The organism is Pseudomonas sp. BCRC 81390, assembly GCF_030341915.1.
Taxonomy (GTDB): Bacteria; Pseudomonadota; Gammaproteobacteria; order Pseudomonadales; family Pseudomonadaceae; genus Aquipseudomonas.
Map to the genome: position 1 here is coordinate 214,724 of NZ_JATAAG010000069.1, position 16,319 is coordinate 231,042.

The following is a 16,319-nucleotide window of genomic DNA, read 5'->3' on the forward strand; positions in this document are numbered from 1 at the left end:
GTTGCTTTTTGAGGAGGGGCGTTCTGCGCCCCTGCCTTCAATAGTCGTCGAGATCACGTCCACTGAGCAGACGACCGATCATGTCCATGGAAAATCCACGATAAGCAAGAAACCGCGTCTGCTGGGCACGGCTACGCGGGTCGTGGGGGCGCTGGCCGGCAAACTTGCGCTGCCACACCTCACGCATGCGCTCGCTCCACTCTACCCCGCTGTCACGCAGCGCCTGCTCGATATCCGCCCGCGCCAAGCCGCGCTGGCTCAGCTCCTCGCGAATTCGCGCAGGGCCATAGCCAGAGCCGGAACGATAACGGATGAAGCTTTCGAGATAGCGGGCTTCGCTGAGCAGCCCTTCTTCGGCAAGCCGATCGAGTTCGGGCCCTATCAGCTCATCCGAAGCGCCGCGCTGACGCAATTTACGCGTCAGCTCGACGCGACCGTGCTCACGTCGCGCGAGCAGGTCCATGGCTGTCCGCCGGATAGCGACGGGGGTGTCGAGTTCGGCGGACATGTTCGGCTATCCGTGCAATCAATAACCGGCGTCAGCGTCGGCCATGTCATCGGCATCAGCTTCGGCAGCCGCAGCCTTCCCGGCAGCCGCAACAGCGCCAGCGGTCAGCAGTTTCTCGCGGATCTGCTTCTCGATCTCGGCGCCGATGGCCGGGTTCTCAGCCAGGTACTTGGCAGCGTTTGCCTTGCCTTGACCGATTTTGTTGCCCTGGTAGGCGTACCAGGCACCGGACTTCTCGACCAGCCCCTGGGCCACACCCAGGTCGATGATCTCGCCGTTCCGGTAGATGCCTTTGCCGTAGAGGATCTGGAACTCGGCCTGGCGGAACGGTGGCGACACCTTGTTCTTGACGATCTTGACGCGGGTTTCGCTGCCGACCACCTCGTCGCCTTCCTTGACTGCACCGGTACGGCGGATGTCCAGACGCACCGACGCGTAGAACTTCAGGGCGTTACCACCGGTGGTGGTTTCCGGGCTGCCGAACATCACGCCGATCTTCATGCGGATCTGGTTGATGAAGATGACCAGGCAGTTGGCGTTCTTGATGTTACCGGTGATCTTGCGCAGTGCCTGGGACATCAGGCGAGCCTGCAGGCCCACGTGCATGTCGCCCATCTCGCCTTCGATTTCAGCCTTGGGTACCAGGGCAGCCACGGAGTCGACGATGATCACGTCAACTGCGTTGGAGCGCACCAGCATGTCGGTGATTTCCAGGGCCTGTTCGCCGGTGTCTGGCTGGGAAACCAGCAGGTCGTCGACATTGACACCCAGCTTGCCGGCATACTCGGGGTCGAGGGCGTGCTCGGCGTCGACGAAGGCACAGGTGGCGCCATTCTTCTGGGCTTCGGCGATGACCGACAGGGTCAGCGTGGTCTTACCCGACGACTCCGGGCCGTAGATTTCGACGATACGGCCTTTCGGCAGACCGCCGATGCCGAGAGCGATATCCAGGCCCAGGGAGCCGGTGGAGATGGCCGGAATCGCCTGGCGCTCGTGGTCGCCCATGCGCATGACCGCGCCCTTACCGAATTGGCGTTCGATTTGACCCAGGGCCGCAGCCAAGGCGCGCTTCTTGTTGTCGTCCATTGCAATCCTCACGTGTTCGACTTGGCCCTGATGGCCGGAATACCTGTATAAGTAGCCAGTATTATTCCACAGGCAAGCGCGCGAGCAAACCCCTGTTGTCGATTTACTCGGCACCAAGCTGTAACAAGCCGTCTAACGCGGCGATCACCGTCTGTCGGCGCACTGCTTCGCGGTCGCCCTCGAAGTGCCGGCGTTCGCTGGTTACATGAGTGCCATCGGCCCAGGCCAGCCACACGGTGCCCACCGGTTTGGCCGGCGACCCGCCGTCGGGCCCGGCCACGCCACTGACTGCCACGGCGAAGCGCGCACCACTGGCGGCCTGGGCACCACGGGCCATGGCCTCAACCACCTCTTGGCTGACTGCGCCAACCTCGGCGAACAACGCCGCCGGCACGTTCAGCTGGCGGGTTTTCTGGGCATTGGAATAGGTCACGTAGCCGGCTTCGAACCAGGCAGAGCTGCCAGGGACCCGGGTAATGGCTTCGGCGATACCACCGCCGGTGCACGATTCAGCGGTGCTGACCTGGGCGTTGAAGCGGCGTAGGTGTTCGCCGAGACGGGTGGCGAGGACGGTGATCGGGTCCATGTCGGGTTCCTTGAAGGATATCCAGACAACGTAACATTTTTGCGCCTGTCGCGTGCATGGCTCGCAGGCGCCAGGCGCGTCCGGGCCTGCCTCAAGGCCCGCCGCGCACCTCCCGCACATAAGCCTGGCAAGCCCGTAAGGCAATCAACCCCCGGTCGCCTTCATCGGTGATGGCGATAATTCGTTGAGCATGCGCCGGCTCAAGTCCGGCACGTACGGTTGCATGATCCAGGCTGGCGGCGCTGGTGGTGGTGGCGGGCACTGCGCCAGGGAGGGTGTCGCGTTCGACCAGGACCGACAGGCGCAGATCGGCAGTAGCAAGGCGATCACGCAGGCGAGCCTGAGACTGCTGGACATCGGCAAGTTCCTTGAAATGACGGGTTTCACTTTCTTCCAGGCGTCGTTCGAGAAGCTGACGCCGTTCACGTTCGGCAAGCAGCCGGGCAGCCTCGGCTTGCGCCTGGGCTTGCGCCAGTTGCGCCAGCTGCCGGCCATAGCGCCAGCCCTGAACCTGCCAGGCCAGGGCCATGGACAGCATCAACAGGCCGCCACCGAGCGCCAGTTGCCATCGGTTCAACATAACACCTCGCGCGCCCTCGCCCAGAGCTTGAGCCGCTCCTCCAGGCCATTGAGCCCACCATTGATATGCCGTGTGATGCGGTTGAACTCGCCCCGGTCAGCCAGGGCATTGAGCCCACGCGAGTGCCAGAACCACGCCGCCGACTCACAGGCCCAGCGGGGTTGTTCGAGCAGTTGCGGCTGCGCCAGCAAGCGCTCGTCGCCGAACAACGCGCGGCTGCAGGCCTGGTAATTGTTGCGCCCGGTCACCTGAATCAGGCCACGCCCGCAGTACCGCTGGCCATCGCCATCGGCCTGGGCCGTATTGCCCAGGCGCAGGGCCAGGCTGCCAGTGTCGTAGCGGGCCAGGTAGCGGTCGTTGCCCAGTTCCTTGACATAACGGAACTGGCCGGACTCATGGCCGACCTGGGCGATGAACGCCGCCACGCGCCTGGGGTTGTCGATTTCCCAGCGCGGCAGGCTGACGTTCAGTGCCGGAACAAAAACGCCCGCAACGGGGCGGGCGTTCGGCAAAATCTGTAGCAGTTGTGTTTCAGTGAGCATGGGTAACCTCCCTCCCTGTATCGCTCCTCACGCCTTGATCGCGGCCTGGCGGCGCGGCGCCGCGCCCTTGGCCTGTACCTTGCCCGCCTTGCCAGCATTGCCCTGCACGGTGGTGCGCCAGCCCGAGCTGGTGAACAGTTGCTCCACCGAGTCGATCTGGTATTGCCCGTCGAGGCCGTCGACAAAACCGTGCAGCTCGATGCTGCGCTCGGCGAACAGGTCGGTGCGCCCCGGCAAGTCCAGGCGCACATGGGCGGTAGCGCGGTTGAAGCTGGCCAGGCGCGCCTTGGCGGCCTGCTCGGCGGCAGCGCGGTTGGGGTAGAGATGACGGTCGGTATGCACCGGCCGCTGCCCCTCGGCGGCCTCATCGTTGACCAGCTCGATGACCTTGGCCTCGCCAGTGGCGGCGTCGAGGTGACGGGTGCGCACGGCCTTGCGCGCGGCCTGGTCATCGAGGCGAAAGTACCATTGGCTGACGTCGCCACGGGCAATCCCGACCACGCCCAAGGGTTTGCCGCTGGCGCTCTGCCCGGCCTGGCGCGGCAACACCAGCAACTGGCCATTGGCAAGTTTAGCGGTGCTGTCGTACTGGCGCGCCAGGCGGGTAATGAAGTTGAAGTCCGATTCGTTGACCTGGTCGACCCGAGGTACCCGTGTGAGCACCGGGCAGATTGCCTGCCAGCCATTGCGCGCACCGATTTCGGCAACGATGCGTTGCAAGGGCACGGCTTCCCAGCTGCCGCTGCGGACGGTCCGGCCAGTGCCGCGCAGGTCGCTGGCCTTGCCCCGGATCACCAGGGTATCCGGCGGGCCGGACAACTCGACTTCATCGACGGTGTAACGCCCCAGCCGGGTCAGCGGCTGGCCGGCGTAACCCAGATGCAGCTCGATCAGCGCACCGCGGGCGGGCAAGGCTATGGTGCCGTCCCGGGCGTCGATGCGCAGCTCGAAGTCATCCGCTTCCATGCCCGGTTTGTCGGTGGTACGCAGCAGCAACAGGCGATCGTTGATCAGCGCAGTAATGTCCTTGCCGTCGGCCTGGATACGAAATTGTGGCTGCATGGCGTCAGTCCCACAGCTGCACGACGTCGGCCGCTGCCCGCACCAGGGTCGGCAAGCGGAACGTCACGCCGCTGCGAAATGGCTGAGGCTCGTCTGCCAGCCCCTGGTTGGCTTGCAACACCGCTTCGACGCTACCGTCGAGGTGCCCGTAATAATGCTGGCAAAGGGTGTCGAGCAGGTCGCCCTCAGACGTTTTGCAAATCTTGTCCATAACTGACGAACTCCAGTGAGAAACCTTGTTTGCGCGGTATGCCGCCTGCCAGCAAAGCGCCCTGCTCTTCCTCGATGCGGGTCAGGCACCAGGTGCCAAGCACTTCGCCATAGCCGGTGGTCAACGACAGCGGCAGCAGTTGGCGACCGATGCCACGCAAGGCCTGCAGCTGGCCCAAGCCACCTTTGAAGCCCGGGAAGATCGCGCCACGGATGCTGATGGTCTCTTCACCCAGGCTCACCGCCTGCTGGGCATTCTCGCGGCGCAAACGCTCTTGCCCGGCCCAGCGAAAGCGCGTTTGCCGGCGCAGTTGATCGAAGGCGGCGCTGTCGAGGTTGAAGTAATACGGCGCGCTGTTGGCCTTCAGCGGCTGCAGGACCAGCAGGTGCGGGAACGGTTTGATCGCTTGTGCGGCCGGTGTCGTGTCGGGCGCGAAGCCGAAGGTCGACAACACACCGTTGGCGACCGCGCGCGCATCACCGATCACCCGCCGCACAGCTGCGCCGGCCTTGCCCAGCTGTTCGTTGAAGGCGCCGACGCGGTCGCGCACCTTGCGCACCACGTCAAGGGTCTGGTCGTACCCGGCAATCACCTTGTCGACGCGCTGCCTGGCCGCGTCGATGGCGCGCAGGGTGCGTTGCAGGCGCTTGCCGATTTCCGGGCCGATCCATGGCAGGGCTTCGAGCGCGGCGGCCGCCTCCCTGGCATGGCCGACCGCCTGGTTCATCGGGTCGAGCATGGCGTCGGCACGCCGACGCCCCGCCTCGCCCGCCTTGACCAGTGCATGCAAGCCGCCTTGCAACTGTTCCAGGTAGGTCATGCAGTCCTCCTCATGGCTGTGGTTGATCGACCATCTGCACCGCACGCGCCTGACGCATCAGGTCATCAAGCATGCGGCGGGCGATGGCTTCCAGTTGTTGCAGGGTGGTCGGGTCATCGAGGCTGTTGTGCAAGGTCACCGGCATATTGGCGGTGAAAGTGAATTGCTGGTTGATGGCGGGTGGCGACACAACCGATGACGGCGGTATCGAAACAGCAGGCGACGGCGTAGGCGGGCCGACGTTTCTCGGCGCTCGGGTCGCCTGCTCGGAGAGATGGGTAACCTCCAGGCTCGCCCCCGGCGCATCGGAGCCGGCGACAGACTGCACGGCCTTGCCCGACGCTTCGCCAATGAGCTTGGCGCCCATGCCGCCGAGTTGACTGCCACCCAGGCTGCCCAGCAGGCCACCAACCGCGGCGCCTATCACGGTTCCTATACCCGGTACCACCGAGCCGATCATGGCGCCGGCTGCCGCACCACCGAGCCCACCGACCGATGAACCGGCCAGGCTGCCAAGCAGCTGCGCTGTCGAAGTGGCAGGCAACGGTGCAGGTGTGCTGACGCCTTTCTGCAAGCGGCTTGGCTGTTCTGCGGAAGCGGCAATATCCCGGCTCGCCGCTGGCGCATCGGAGCCGACGACGGATGCCACGGCCTTGCCCAACGCGCCCCCGACCCATTCCCCGCCGATGCCGCCCAGATAGCCGCCACCCAGGCTGCCCAACAGGCCACCGACCGCGCCGCCGATCACCGTTCCTATACCCGGTACCACCGAGCCAAGCATGGCACCTGCCGCCGCGCCTCCGAGCCATCCGGCCGAGGTGCCGGCCAGGTTGCCACCCAACCCGCCGAAAACCTCGCCATAGCCTTCCAGCTTTTCTGCGGGAGTGCCGTTACTCTGGTAGATGTCGGCCACCTGCAGCGAGGTATCCAGCACTGCCGTCAGTGGCACGCGCTTGAACAGTTTTCCTGCCAATGGCAGCTGTTTTGCTGTGCCGAGCGAAGGCAGGGAAGCGACGCCCTGGGCAATGGTTTGCGCCGGCTCCGGCACAGGCGCCCCGCTGCTTTGCGGCGCCGGCTCTTCCTCCTCGGTGATCCAGTTGAACAACGCAGCGCCGGCCTCACCACCCGCAGCCTCGCCCACCTGGCCGCCAAATTTGGCCCATTGCTCCTGCGTGGCGTCCTCCTGCGTTCTATCTGCGTCCTTTTGCGCCGCCTGCTTGCTGGCCCGCTGGCCTTGGCGCCGGCGCTTGCGTTTACCGCTGCTCATGCCCGTGCTCGAGGCTTTGCCTATCGCTTTGCCCTTGCCTTTGAACAGCAGAGGTGCCATGGCACCCAGCATGCGACCGCCAATTTCGCCGACAGCAGCGCCGACGCCGCGCGCCCTTTCTTCGCCGTCCTCAGCAGTGATCACCGCCTTGGCCACCTTGCCAAAGGTTTCGACACGGTTGTCCCGCCATTCCTTCGAAGCACGCTCGCGTATCGCGCGCTGTCTTTCCGGTGGCAGTTTGCGTATGACATCTGCGATAGCAGCGCCACTCCCCCCAGCAAGCAGCGCGAGCCCCCCGGCGCCGATGCCGGTGTCGCCACCTGCATCGGCGCCGGGCGCCGGCCTGGCAGCCTGCGCAGGGGCCTGCACAGGCGCTTGCACCTTGCCTGGTGTGGCGGCGCCTTGCCCCTGCACCAGCGTATGCCACTGCTGAAAGACATTGACTGTCATCTGGCCCGGCAATGGCTTGAGCTGCGCCAGCCCGGCGATGACCCGGTCCAGCATCAGGTAATGCTGGCGCAAACGCTCAACGGCTTCGGCTTCATCCCTCAGCCTCACAGTCGGGTCTTCGCCCTGCGCTGCCTGGTCCGGCGCCAGCGCGCGTTCGACCTGGCGTAGCTTGCCAAGCTCCAACCCCAGCCGCATCACTTCGCCGACGAGCCGGCCAAGCCGGGTGCCGTCAGCCTGCCTGCGCAGGCGTTCGACATCCCGACGCAGCAGCCCGATGGCCTGGCCCAAAGGGTTGATGGCGGTGACGCCGAGCCCGAGCGGGAACAGCTGTGGGTTCGCCATAGGTTCCTCCTTGTCACGGGGCGAGCCACCAGACCATGTCGCTGTACGACATGGTCATGATCTCGCTCGCGGAAAAATTCAGCTCCCTGGCCAGCCGCCGAGCGGCGGCCTTTTGCCGGGACGGGTCAAAGTTCGTCGTCCTGCACCAGGCGAAAATAACCGCTTTGCAGGCGGCCATAGTCCTTCAGGGTCAGGCCTTCGAGGTCCTTGATGCCGACTTCGGCCAACGACGCGAACAGGTTCAGTTCGCGCTGCTGGTCATCGTCGACGCCGCCGGCCTGGGCGTTGCGGATATCGCGCACGGTCGGTGCCCGCAGCGACAGGCTGTCGACCTGAATGCCGTTGGCTTCGCTGGGGCGTGACAGGCGCACGGTGACGCGGTCGGCGCCCAGGGTCAGCCACTGTGGCTGCTTTTTCGCATGAGCCATGGTCGCCTCCTTACAAGCCGAGCGCGGCGCGCTGGGCGGCCAGTTGGTCGACACCATCGATCACGCGCTTCATGCCCAGCGCGTCGATCTCGTAAATCAGGCGGCCATCGACTTCCAGCTTGTAGTAGGTCAAGCCGACGCTGTGCTTGATCTCGGCCTTGTCACCGGACTTCCAGTCGCCCATGTCGATTTCCTTGAGCGTGCCACGCAGGGTGACCACAACCGGGTTGATCTTGCCCTTGAGGCCCTTGAAGGCACCGCGGAACGTGCCGTTGAAGCCGCTGCCGTCGGCCAGGCCGAAAAACTTCAGCGCTTCGCGGCGCACACCGGTGGTGGTGAAGGCCGCTTCCTGCTTCTCCATGCCCAGGTCCATCTCGACCGGCATGTCCATGCCGCCAGGGCGGTGCTCTTCCATCTTCAGGGTGAGTTTGGGCAGGGTCAGGCTGGGTACATCACCCTGGAAACTGACGCCATCGACGAACAGGTTCAGGTTGGCCAGGGTTTCGGGAATCATTGCCATGTGGATGCGCTCCTTAAGCGGCGGAATCGAGGACTTCGGTCAGCCACTGGTTGGTGACTTCGACGCGGAAATTGGGGTTTTCGGCAGGTGGCACATCGGTGAAGCGGATGTTCCAGTACACCTTGCCCTGCTCGAGCTGGCTGGCGGTGTTCAGCTCCGGGTCGGCGAAGACCTCGAAGTTGATGATCGCGCCCTGGTTCTTCAGGTCGCGCATGAAGGCCTGCAGGCCTTCGGTGACGTCCTTGACGTAGGTGGCGGTGATGGCGCGGTCGACGGCCCACTTGTGGCCGTAGAGGATCGCGTCCATGACGATGTCCATGGTTCGTACGCGGGTGACGAACGCCCATTTCGGGTCGCTCGACAAGGTGCGGTTGCCCCACAGGCGGAAGCCGTCGTCGCGGATGATGGTGGCGATGTTGGCGTTGTTCAGCAGGTTGGCGCGGCAGCTGTCATCGCCATCGAGGAACTCTACCGGGCGGGTGGTACCGGTGATGCCGACGAATTCCTTGTTCGAGGGCGAGGCCCAGAAACCATATTCGCGGTCGGTCCAGGCGAACAGGCCGGCGACCCAGGCCGAACCAGGGGCATCGAGAGTGGCTTGCTCGCCGTTGTCCCAGTACTGCACGCCCGGGTCGACCAGGAAGGCGCGTTTGGCGCCGAAATTCTTCGCGTAGTCGATGGCCGCCTGGTCGGTGCTGTTGGGGCCGTCGATGATGGCGATGCCGCGCAGCTTGTCGGCCAGGGCCACCAGTGCCGTGCCCACCGCCTGGGTGGCGCTGTGGCGCGGCGCTGCCAGCAGGCGTGGCTGGGCGTTGAAACGGCTCTTGCCGTCGAGCAGCGCCTGCAGGCCGGTGCGTTTGCCATCGGCCTGCACCGCGCCGATGATCGCGGCGGTCTGCTCCGCTGTATCGTCCAGCTTGGCCACGCCACAGGCGACGATGACCGCCTTGGCGCGGGCATAGATGGCGCGGCAGGCCTTGGTGATGGCGGCGTTCTCGCCAAAGGCGGCAACCGCTTCACGCTCGCTGGTGATCAGCACCAGGTCGTTGGCCTTGGCCGTGGCGCCAGCGCCCTCGGTGAAGGTGTCGACCAGGCCGATGATCGAGGAAGAAGGCAGCGCGATGCTGCGGGCGCCGGTGTCGACGTTGGTTACGGTGACGCCGTGGAAGAATCCACTCATGTAGGTTTACTCCGGGTTCAGGTATGAAAAGGCCCTGCGGGTGCAGGGCCTGAAGGGTGTTGCCAGAAAAGAAAACGCCCCGGGGTGCGGGGCGTCATCAGGTATATAAATTGATCCAGTCGGGTGATACAGGCCGGGCACTTCGATCAGGAAAGTGTTGGTCTTGTGGCCAGTCACGCAGCCGTTGGAGATAGTTGAGCAACTCCAGGAATTGCACATCACTGAACGTCGTTGGCCGCCCCAAATCCAGCTCGTCGCGATGACGGTCTCGCAGCCACTGGTACAGCGTGATTTCTGCGTCACGCCAGGCGCGCTCTATCGTCCCTTCATCTTGCCTGGAATGAACCGGCTCGACGAAAACTGCATTTACATAGCGCCAGCCTGCTTGCACCTGTGGAGGGCAGGAACGCCATTTCAGATCGGCGTGATATCGGCCTTCTGGATCAACCTCGGTTGTTTCCAGCACGACCTCGTCTTGTACTAATGCCCACATTTCTGCACCTTTAATACGTAATGAAAACACAGCCCGCAGCACCAGCCTGGGAACGGGTAACGGTCCTGCCGCCACCCCCCATGCCAGGCTGGCTGAGGGTGGAAGTATCAGAAGCCGCAAAGATGCTTTCACCACCACCTCCTTGGCCTCCCCAGTTCGTAGTTCCACCGGAACTCCGCACGGGAGGGAACCCCCTACCAAGCGATGCGTTGAAATCACCGCCTGTCCCTTGGCCACCTAAGGCCCCGACGTTCATTCCACCGGCAGCACCACCGGTTGCGGAGCAAAACGTACCGAACGACGACGATCCACCGGCGACTCCACTCTCACCTTCTCCAGAAACGGCAGTTCCTCCCGCACCTACGGTAATCGTGATGACGCTACCTGGGGTCACGGCGCACAAGCGCTTGCTGATGCCACCGCCACCGCCACCGCCAGGTCCAGTTACCGTCGCATCAAAAGCGCCGAATGCACCACTTCCACCGCCACCACGCACCTCTACTTCGACCTTGTGAACGCTGTCAGGAACCGTCCATTGGTAGACGCCCGCAGTTTTGAAACGTACCTGATTGCGAAATGGCAGATTGATACTGGTATTGATAATCTGCCATTCGGTCCAGCCGTTGGCATTCTGCATGACACGGATGGCATGGATCGGCGCCGCGCCGACAGACAGTCCCCCGGTGATACGCTGGACCAAATAATTGTTGGCATCGGAACCTTCAACCATCAAGTTATAGCGAGCAGCAGTCAGCCACCCTCTGGGAAGGTTGGTCAAACCGGCCATGGGCGTCAGGTAGTTACCCGGCACCACGTACTGGTTGAGGTCTGTTTCAGCACTTAAATAGGCTTTGCCAAGCCCGAAGGAGCCAACGACCATCATGGCCCCCGCTGTCGTGTCCGTTGGGGAAACTTGCTTGGGTGTGTTTCCACTTGTCCATAACAGTGTCCAGTCGTTCCACTGGGAGGTGTTGCCAATCCGGCTTCGAATGAACGTCAGCGGTTCGCTACTTGTAAGGGTGTCCCAAAGTTGGGTTGCGCCGACAGTACTCGACCGGTGAATGTGCATGATCTGGCCCGAAGGAAGCACTTGCCCTGACGTTGGATGCTTTGGTTTTGTGCCGGCAGTATCCTGGCCAACAACGTAAAATCCGGTGGCAGCAACTTCATCAATATTCGTTACCGCTGCAGAGGGCGCGCCGATACCGAATAGCGCCATTGCCGAGCGAACGAACGCCGTGGTAGCGATAGTCGTATCATTATCGGAGGCTGCAGCCGTTGGGGCTTTAGGGTCGCCAGTGAACGATGGGCTGGCCAATGCAGCTTTTTTTGCCAGTTCATTAGCCATGGTGGTGGCAAAATTCGGGTCATCCCCTAGTGCGGCAGCCAACTCATTCAAGGTATCGAGCGTACCCGGAGCTGAGGCAACCAGGTTGGCTACGGCGGTCATTACGAACGCCGTATTTGCCAGCTGCCCGTTATTCGTTCCAGGAGAGGCTGTTGGTGCAGTTGGAAGTCCGGTCAGTGCAGGGCTCGCCAGCGGCGCCTTCAAGGCAAGGGACTGGTCGATCTGACTCTTGGTATAAACATCGGTCAAGCCATAGCCGGCAACGGTATCAGGATTGCTTGCTGCGACGACCCGGCCATACGTATCGACAGTGACGCTGCGGTAGGTTCCCGCAGCAACTGTGGTACGCCCAAAAGCCATGGCGAAGCTCACCGCTGTGACACCTAGCGAGATGGGCCCGTCGGTCACCAGTTGCCAGGCGCTATCACCATTGGCCACCCCTTTCTCCACCGATACCAACAACCCTGGTGTCACCTTGGCATCGGTATCGGCATCGCTACTGCGACTCCAGGCCCCGGCAGCGACCTTGTAGATCCCATTATCCTTGGCTGCGGTCTGGTTCTTCACCAACACTCGCGCCCCGGCAGCAAGCGCCACCCCATCAACCGTCTGCAACCCGGTCAGGGCGATGTTCGCCGTGGTCGCCGCCAGCACCGAATGCTTGAAATCCTGCCTGGCCAGCTCCTCGGTAACCCACTCCCGAGTCGCCAGCACCACCGCCGGGTCGATCTTCAGTTGCACATTGCTGGCGCTGCTGACCACCAGGTTCATCCGCACCACCTGGGTCCGTCCCGAACCCTGGCTCAGCAGCGGCTTGTAGGTGGGTGCGCAATTGGCCACGGCAACCATGTCGCCATCGGCATCGTACAGCGCGATCTCGCGAATCCACTTGCCGCCGACGTCAGCCGGGATGACCTGCTCGGCAATGATGATCGCGCTGTTCTTGTCATCCACCTTCAGCTGGTTCAACGGCGCGCGGCGCCATTCGTTGATCAGGCGGGTCTGGGTGGCATTCGGGGTAGGGTCGCTGCCGTTGGCATCGCCGACACCCATCTGGGTGATTTTCCAGGCAATGCCCAAGGCATCGGCATTGGCCTGTTTCGCCGCGCCCACGTTGGTGAGGATGGCGTAGAACTGAGAAGTCTGGTCAACCATGTGCAATGTCCAAGGTATCGATTGTGTGTTCACGGCCACCTCGCCCCACCACGCCGATGACCTCGATGTCACGGGGCGTCAGCGGATAGACGTCGAGTTCGTCGCCGTCCTGGATCGCGCAGCCGAAATGAAGGGCGCCACGGCTTTCGAGGCTGATCACCAGGCCGGTCAGGTGGCGGCTGACCGGGTGGGCGTCGTCGATCAGCGCAGTCAGTTCCTGGTAGGTGCTTTCGCTGATGCCGGAATCGGATACGCCGATCTTCAGCGCGAAAGTGCCCGCCGGGGCCGGCGGTGTGGTTTGCCACCATTCCTGCACTTCGATCAGGTAGCCGAACGGCTCCACTACCCGCCGCAGTGCCCCCAAGGTGCCTTTGTGGGCATGGACGAAGAACGCCGAGCGGATCACCGAGCGTTTGATTTCATCGCTCCAGCTGTCCTCCCAACGGTCCACCGACCAGGCCCAGGCCAGTTGGTACAGAAGATGCGCCGGGCAGCTATCGGGGTTGTAGAGTTGGCGCAGGCTGACCTTGAGGTCCTCGTCGGCAGCCACTTCGATGGCCCGCTCCAGCGCGGTGCGGTTGAGCGGCAACAGGCTGTGCATGTCAGCTCCCCCGTTTCAGGCTGAAGCCGCTGCACCAGGCTGCCTGCGCCTTGCTCGGGCGAATGTCGGCCCAGCCATTCAACTCGACCCGGCTGACCCCATCGATGTGCAGTTGCGCATCGATGCCAGAGCGTGCCACTTCCACCCCCAGGCGTCGGCGCGGGTTGATCCAGGCCTGCAGGCGGCGTTGGCACTCGGCGAGAATCGCTTCGTACTCGGGGCCGCTGTCGGCCAGATGCAGCACGGCATCGATGCGGTATGCCAGCACTTCAGCGCTGCGTACGTTGACCCGGTCGGCAACCGGGCGGATATCGTCGTCGTTGAGGTAGGCCGCTACCTGCGCCAGCAGTTCGGCACTCGCTTCGCCGTCGCCTTCCAGGCTCAGCACGGTGACATCCACCACGGCCGGCGACGGGCTTTCGGCGGTGGCGTCAGCCACCTGTCCCGAAGCATTGCGGGCGTGCAGGATGTAGCTGTTGCGCGGGCCGGCCGTGGTCAGGCCTTCGTAAACCAGTTGCACCCGCTCGCGCAGGGCATCGTCCGCTTCCAGCAACGCCTCGACCGGCGGGACGCTGGCCAGGTCCTCGGCCTGGATCACCAGGCGCTGCAGGCCGACATTGGCCGCCAGCTGGTCAAGATCAGTGCCCTGGGCGTAGGCCAGCAGCAACGCCTTGGCGGCATCGTTGATACGCGCCCGGTTGAGCAGCTTGCGGTACGCGCCGACCTCGAGCAGCTTGGTGACCGGGTCGCTTTCCAGATTGGCGGTCCAGGCTTCGCCCAGGTAACCCCGGAAGGTGTCCAGATCGGCCTGGTAAAGGGCTTCGTAATCGAGGTCCTCCAGCAGTTGCGGCGCTGGCAGTTTCGACAGGTCGACCTGGCTCATACGCTGATCTCCAGCAGCGCTTCGTCGCCCAGGTAGCGGCCACTGAGTGCCAGGCTGACCTGGCCGTCGAGCACCGCGACTACCTTGACCCGCTGTAACTGCAGGCGCGGCTCCCAGCGGCCCAGCGCACGCGCCACTTCGGCCTGCACGGCACTCTTCCAGCCCTCGTTGACCGGCAAGTCGACGAAACGCCGCAGTTGGCTGCCGTATTCCGGGCGCATGCGCCGGCTGCCCAGCGGTGTGCTGAGAATATCCTCGATGGATTGGCGCAGATGATCGATGCCGGGCAGTGGCTGGCCGGTACGGCGGTCCATGCCGATCATGGTGCACCGCCCTGTTCATGGCTATGCATGGCATTCTCCTGGTATGAAAAAGCCCGCATGGGCGGGCTTGATTCAGTGTTTGTGGTTGGCCGTGTTGCCGGCGGTGTCGATGATCCGCCCGCCGCCGTTGATATCGCCGCTGACCTGCAACGGGCCATCGACCGTGACGTTGCCGGAAAGCTTGATCGCGGCGGCCTGCAGGCTGATCACACCGTCACTGACCTGCAGCGTGGCGGCGCCGACCTTGATGGTCGCGCTGCCAGCCGGTAGCTGGATGTCGTAGTGGCTGGCCTGCCAGTCGTAGCTGACCGAACCGCCATCGGCGAAACGCCAGACCTCGGTGTGCCCGCGGTTGTCCGCTGCGCCACCGGCATCGCCATACAGGCCGGGCAGGAAGGTGCCCTGGGCCGGCTCGCCACTGGGGCTCAGCAGCACGCCCTGCTCGCCCAGGCTCGGCGCCCGCCAGTGCCTGGCCTGGCCGGCCGCCTGGGCGTGCCAGCGCAGCCAGGCGCTGGTCCAGCCGCTGCCGTCGGAGACCCGGACCCGGGCGGCGGCAAGGTCCACCGCAACCACCCGGCAGGGAATGACCATGCACGCCAGCATACGGTCATGCATGGCACTGACGTAGCTCATGACAGATCCTCTGGGGCGACATAATGCGCTTCGTTACCCTGGCCGATATCCGGGGCGAAGCCCAGGACCAGGCTGCCGGGCGGCTGGTCCGGCCAGTTCCAGCGTGGCTCGCCGAGCAGCACCGGCTGGTCCCAGCGCACGGTCCAGGCGTTGCCCAGAAACTGCGCCTGCACATTGCGGCTGGCTTCGACGAAATCCAGCGCCCAATGCTGCTGGCGCAGCAGGTCCATCAGTTGGGCGGCCAGCAGACTGCCCTGCAGCCGCGCTTCTGGATTGGCGCTGTCAGCGGTGATGTCCGCCTCGAAGGTGGCAATCAACACCGAGCGGCCATCCCGCGGTGCCGCATCGGCCGTCATGCGGACGATGCCGTGGCGCAGCGAAGGCCGTTCGGGGACATTTCCTACGGCGGTATAGGCATCTACCGATGCCAACTCCGGCATTGCCTCACGAATGGTTGCCGTCACTGCGCCATGTAGAGTGGCCAGTTCGCTCATGCATATTCCTCCTTAACGCTCGTCGCGCTGTGTGCTGTCGCGCAGGCCCAGACGCCGGGTCGCCCAGCGTTCATAAAGCCGCATGGCAACATCGGCGCCGCCTACCGCTGTCATGCAGCCCAATGCACTGGCCGCCCAGATCGACACGCCGCCGGCATACAACAGCATCACCGTCGACACACCGCAGGCCATGCAGGCCCCGGAGCGCAACAACAGCCGTCGCAGCAGCGACCAACCCGTGGCGCCGGCCTTGTCGGCCCGCCACATTTCGCCGCTCAGACCGCCCAGCAATGCCAGGACGATTACCAGCCAGAGCGGCATCTCGAGTAACGCCTGTTGCTCGTTCGTCACTGTCCTGTCTCCTGTGTAATGCCTGTTGGCGCAGGCCAACAGGTCGGTTATGGATGCCTTGCCTTGAATCCCTCGGCATTCCAAAAAGCCCGGCTCGCCAGGCTTTTCAGTAATGCGTTGGCGAACCGCCGGCCACGACTGGTGACGCCGCGCGGTTCCGCTGCTGATTGATGACTCCGACCGCGGCCACCTGCCCGCCGGATAACTGATCGTGGTGCTTTACGCTGCACACCCGGGCCAGTTGCCAACCCTCTGGACAGTTGAGGCCTGTCCATCGCTGCCTGTGTAACAGCCGGTTTACATCCGGCTTGAGACACAGGCTATGCATTTGCGCATATGCAGTCAATGCATTTCTGAAAATTTCTATGCACATGTTTTTGCTGAAATGCATGCAGGCCATGCACGGTGTGGCTTGTAGGACTTTTCCAAAGGCGAAAAAAAACCCGCCGAAGCGGG

At 63.8% G+C, this 16,319-nt stretch carries 20 protein-coding genes and 1 pseudogene; all 21 read right to left on the reverse strand.

What is annotated here, in order from left to right; all coding sequences use genetic code 11:
- Positions 1 to 37: 37 nt before the first annotated feature.
- On the reverse strand, positions 38 to 508 hold the full coding sequence (gene recX / locus QSV36_RS22410; RefSeq protein ID WP_289134538.1) for a recombination regulator RecX: 471 nt from the start codon (positions 506 to 508) through the stop codon (positions 38 to 40).
- Between the two features lie 18 nt (positions 509 to 526).
- Positions 527 to 1,594, reverse strand: coding sequence for a recombinase RecA (gene recA, locus QSV36_RS22415; RefSeq protein WP_170028690.1), 1,068 nt, complete (start codon positions 1,592 to 1,594; stop codon positions 527 to 529).
- Positions 1,595 to 1,697: 103 nt separating this feature from the next.
- Positions 1,698 to 2,180, reverse strand: a complete 483-nt coding sequence (locus tag QSV36_RS22420; protein WP_289134540.1) for a CinA family protein — start codon at positions 2,178 to 2,180, stop codon at positions 1,698 to 1,700.
- A gap of 91 nt (positions 2,181 to 2,271) precedes the next feature.
- The gene (locus QSV36_RS22425; RefSeq protein WP_289134542.1) at positions 2,272 to 2,760 is read right to left on the reverse strand and encodes a lysis system i-spanin subunit Rz; all 489 of its coding nucleotides are present in this window, start codon (positions 2,758 to 2,760) and stop codon (positions 2,272 to 2,274) included.
- Entirely contained in the window at positions 2,754 to 3,302 is a 549-nt protein-coding gene (locus QSV36_RS22430) for a glycoside hydrolase family 19 protein (protein WP_289134544.1), read from the reverse strand. The genes QSV36_RS22425 and QSV36_RS22430 overlap by 7 nt, the downstream gene beginning before the upstream one ends.
- A gap of 27 nt (positions 3,303 to 3,329) precedes the next feature.
- A complete protein-coding gene (locus tag QSV36_RS22435; protein ID WP_289134546.1) occupies positions 3,330 to 4,364 on the reverse strand; it encodes a phage late control D family protein in 1,035 nt (344 codons plus the stop codon).
- Between the two features lie 4 nt (positions 4,365 to 4,368).
- Entirely contained in the window at positions 4,369 to 4,575 is a 207-nt protein-coding gene (locus QSV36_RS22440) for a tail protein X (RefSeq protein ID WP_289134548.1), read from the reverse strand.
- The gene (locus tag QSV36_RS22445) at positions 4,550 to 5,395 is read right to left on the reverse strand and encodes a phage tail protein (protein WP_289134549.1); all 846 of its coding nucleotides are present in this window, start codon (positions 5,393 to 5,395) and stop codon (positions 4,550 to 4,552) included. The genes QSV36_RS22440 and QSV36_RS22445 overlap by 26 nt, the downstream gene beginning before the upstream one ends.
- 10 nt (positions 5,396 to 5,405) lie before the next feature.
- Positions 5,406 to 7,454 (reverse strand): hypothetical protein, encoded by a 2,049-nt coding sequence (locus QSV36_RS22450; protein WP_289134551.1) that lies wholly within the window; start codon positions 7,452 to 7,454, stop codon positions 5,406 to 5,408.
- 125 nt (positions 7,455 to 7,579) lie between these two features.
- Complete coding sequence (locus QSV36_RS22455) at positions 7,580 to 7,882, reverse strand: phage tail assembly protein (RefSeq protein ID WP_289134553.1); 303 nt, start codon at positions 7,880 to 7,882, stop codon at positions 7,580 to 7,582.
- A 10-nt stretch (positions 7,883 to 7,892) separates the two neighbouring features.
- Positions 7,893 to 8,402, reverse strand: a complete 510-nt coding sequence (locus QSV36_RS22460) for a phage major tail tube protein (protein WP_027920000.1) — start codon at positions 8,400 to 8,402, stop codon at positions 7,893 to 7,895.
- A 13-nt stretch (positions 8,403 to 8,415) separates the two neighbouring features.
- On the reverse strand, positions 8,416 to 9,582 hold the full coding sequence (locus QSV36_RS22465) for a phage tail sheath subtilisin-like domain-containing protein (protein WP_289134555.1): 1,167 nt from the start codon (positions 9,580 to 9,582) through the stop codon (positions 8,416 to 8,418).
- Positions 9,583 to 9,679: 97 nt separating this feature from the next.
- Positions 9,680 to 10,105, reverse strand: coding sequence for a phage tail assembly chaperone (locus tag QSV36_RS22470; protein ID WP_289134557.1), 426 nt, complete (start codon positions 10,103 to 10,105; stop codon positions 9,680 to 9,682).
- Positions 10,086 to 11,525, reverse strand: coding sequence for a glycine-rich domain-containing protein (locus QSV36_RS26170; RefSeq protein WP_502945746.1), 1,440 nt, complete (start codon positions 11,523 to 11,525; stop codon positions 10,086 to 10,088). The genes QSV36_RS22470 and QSV36_RS26170 overlap by 20 nt, the downstream gene beginning before the upstream one ends.
- Positions 11,511 to 12,578: pseudogene (locus tag QSV36_RS22475) on the reverse strand (phage tail protein); the annotation flags it as partial. The pseudogene QSV36_RS22475 and the gene QSV36_RS26170, both read right to left, overlap by 15 nt.
- Positions 12,571 to 13,179: a phage tail protein I gene (locus QSV36_RS22480; RefSeq protein ID WP_289134559.1), complete on the reverse strand. Its 609-nt coding sequence runs from the start codon at positions 13,177 to 13,179 to the stop codon at positions 12,571 to 12,573. The pseudogene QSV36_RS22475 and the gene QSV36_RS22480, both read right to left, overlap by 8 nt.
- Before the next feature lies 1 nt (position 13,180).
- Positions 13,181 to 14,062 carry a baseplate assembly protein gene (locus QSV36_RS22485; RefSeq protein WP_289134561.1) on the reverse strand — a complete coding sequence of 294 codons (882 nt, stop codon included), beginning with the start codon at positions 14,060 to 14,062 and terminating at the stop codon, positions 13,181 to 13,183.
- A complete protein-coding gene (locus QSV36_RS22490; RefSeq protein ID WP_289134563.1) occupies positions 14,059 to 14,385 on the reverse strand; it encodes a GPW/gp25 family protein in 327 nt (108 codons plus the stop codon). Before QSV36_RS22490 ends, QSV36_RS22485 begins: the two co-directional genes overlap by 4 nt.
- A gap of 72 nt (positions 14,386 to 14,457) precedes the next feature.
- Positions 14,458 to 15,018, reverse strand: a complete 561-nt coding sequence (locus QSV36_RS22495) for a phage baseplate assembly protein V (protein WP_289134565.1) — start codon at positions 15,016 to 15,018, stop codon at positions 14,458 to 14,460.
- Entirely contained in the window at positions 15,015 to 15,512 is a 498-nt protein-coding gene (locus QSV36_RS22500; protein WP_289134567.1) for a hypothetical protein, read from the reverse strand. The genes QSV36_RS22495 and QSV36_RS22500 overlap by 4 nt, the downstream gene beginning before the upstream one ends.
- A 12-nt stretch (positions 15,513 to 15,524) precedes the next feature.
- Positions 15,525 to 15,863 (reverse strand): phage holin family protein, encoded by a 339-nt coding sequence (locus tag QSV36_RS22505; protein WP_289134569.1) that lies wholly within the window; start codon positions 15,861 to 15,863, stop codon positions 15,525 to 15,527.
- Between the last annotated feature and the right edge of the window lie 456 nt (positions 15,864 to 16,319).